The sequence below is a fragment of the Halanaerobium sp. genome, assembly GCF_003070835.1.
On record NZ_QBLR01000415.1, the window covers coordinates 1 to 2,441 of the forward strand.

General features: G+C 40.3%; 2 protein-coding genes. Both read right to left on the reverse strand.

Features of this window, described 5'->3' with window-relative positions; genetic code table 11:
- Positions 1–130 precede the first annotated feature (130 nt).
- Positions 131–1,705 carry a citramalate synthase gene (gene cimA / locus CI949_RS19850; RefSeq protein ID WP_290769654.1) on the reverse strand — a complete coding sequence of 525 codons (1,575 nt, stop codon included), beginning with the start codon at positions 1,703–1,705 and terminating at the stop codon, positions 131–133.
- A 9-nt stretch (positions 1,706–1,714) separates the two neighbouring features.
- A partial coding sequence (locus CI949_RS19855) for an isocitrate/isopropylmalate dehydrogenase family protein (protein WP_290769657.1) occupies positions 1,715–2,441 on the reverse strand: 727 nt, incomplete at its 5' end.

The following is a 2,441-nucleotide window of genomic DNA, read 5'->3' on the forward strand; positions in this document are numbered from 1 at the left end:
TTTATATAATTGTTAATAAATGTATATTGATAACTATTTTATTAGTGAACAAAAACACAATATAAATATAAAAAAACAGCTGCAGAGATTACTCCACAGCTGCTAATTTAAATTATCTATTTTTAAGCTACTAATTAATACTGATTCCGGCTTCAATTAAGAGCCAGTATTCTATACTATCCAGCAGTGCATCCCAGGAAGCCTGAATAATATTGGTCGAAACGCCAACAGTTGTCCAGGATTTTTCGAGGTCAGCAGTCTCAATTAAAACCCTTACCTTGGCTGCTGTACCATCATTACCGTTCAGCACCCTAACTTTGTAGTCAATTAATTTGGTTTCAGTTATTTCTGGATAAAAGGAAACTAAAGCCTTCCTAAAACAGTTATCCAGAGCATTAACCGGTCCATCACCATCAGCAGCAATATGAACCTTCTCTCCATTGACAGTCATTTTCACAACCGCCTCCGAGTAGGTTTCATTTTCTCTATTTACACTGTTGGTTCTGAAATCCTCAATCTCAAAGAAAGACCTGTAATCTTTAAATTCTCTGAAAGCTAAAAGAATCAGAGAAGCCTCTGCTCCTTCAAACTGATAGCCCTGGTTTTCCAGAGTTTTAACTTTTTTGATCAGCTTTTTGATCATCTGATCAGAGAAATCTTCCAGATTAAAGCCAATTTCCTTTAATTTGTAGCGGAGATTTGATTTACCTGCCAGCTCCGAGACCAAGACCCGGCGCTCATTCCCAACCAGCTCCGGCTCAATATGCTCGTAGGTATGTGGGTTCTTACGAACCGCACTGACATGGATTCCCCCTTTATGGGTAAAGGCACTTTTCCCAACATAGGGCTTATTATTAATTGGAATCAGATTGGCAGTTTCGGTAACAAAGAAATATAATGGCTTTAGATGTTTAAGCTGCTGATCTGAAACAACCTTTTCTCCGTACTTTAACTGCAGAGCGGGAATTACACTGCATAAATCTGCATTCCCACAGCGCTCACCCAGGCCGCCAACTGTACCCTGAACCTGAACTGCTCCTTCTTCATAAGCAGCCAGCGAATTGGCTACAGCCAGATTGCCGTCATTGTGGGCATGGATACCAAGAGGAGTTTTACACTCTGCTTTAACCTCCTGCATAATTTTTGTTACCTGAGAAGGAAGCATCCCACCATTGGTATCACATAAAATTACGAGTTCAGCTCCAGCCTCAGCAGCTGCCTTTAATGTTTTTAAAGCATAATCTGGATTGGCAACATAGCCATCAAAGAAATGCTCAGCATCAAAGAAAACTTTTAAACCCTCTGACTTTAAAAATGAAACTGTATCCTTGATCATCTCTATATTTTCTGCCAGAGGAATCTGCAGAGCATCTGTAACATGAAGATCCCAGCTTTTAGCAAAAATCGTTACATAGTCAACCCCGGCCTCAACCAGTTTTAAAATATTTGGATCTTCGGCAGCTTTAACATTTGCCCTTCTGGTTGAGCTGAAGGCGGTTATCTCCGCGTGATCCAAGTCCATATTCTGAACTTCCCTAAAATAAGCTTCATCTTTGGGATTGGATCCCGGCCAGCCACCTTCAATAAAATCGATACCAAAGCGGTCTAACTGTCTGGTGATTCTCAGCTTATCATCGAGTGATAAAGAAATTCCTTCTCCCTGTGAACCATCTCTTAAAGTTGTATCATAAATTGTTAATCCCACTAGTCATCACTACTCACCTTCCTCTTTGCTTTTGAGATTTTGAACCAGATAATCCCCAACTTCATCTGTACTTAAGTCTCCACCCTGATCGGCAGTAACCATATTATTCTCTAAAGCATCTTTAACAGCCTCTTCTACCTTTGGAGTCAGATTACCATAGCCGAGCTCTCTCAGCATCATGCCGGCTGCTAAAACAGCTGCCAGTGGATTGGCTATATTCTGACCGGCAATATCAGGTGCACTTCCGTGAACAGGTTCAAACATTGAGATACTGTCTGGATTAATATTACCAGAAACAGCCATTCCCATTCCCCCCTGAATTTCTGCACCAAGGTCAGTAATAATATCACCAAAAATATTGCAGGTTACAATCACATCAAAAATTTCTGGATTGCGGACCATCTTCATTGTAATCGCATCAACCAAAAAGTGATTCTGCTCCACATCAGGAAAATTTTTACCCATTTCTTTAAAGGAGCGCTGCCACAAGTTGTGAGCATAGGTTAAAACATTGCTTTTATCACAGACAGTTAATTTAGGCTCTCTCCCAAATTTCTGAGCGTATTCAAAGGCATATTTAATTACCCGATCCACACCTTTACGAGTCGAAATCATTTCCTGAGTTGCTACTTCATCAGGGGTATCCTTCTTTAAGAAGCCGCCGATACCGGCATAAATACCCTCAGTATTTTCTCTTACTACAGTAAAGTCAATATCCTTAATTCCCTTACCTTTA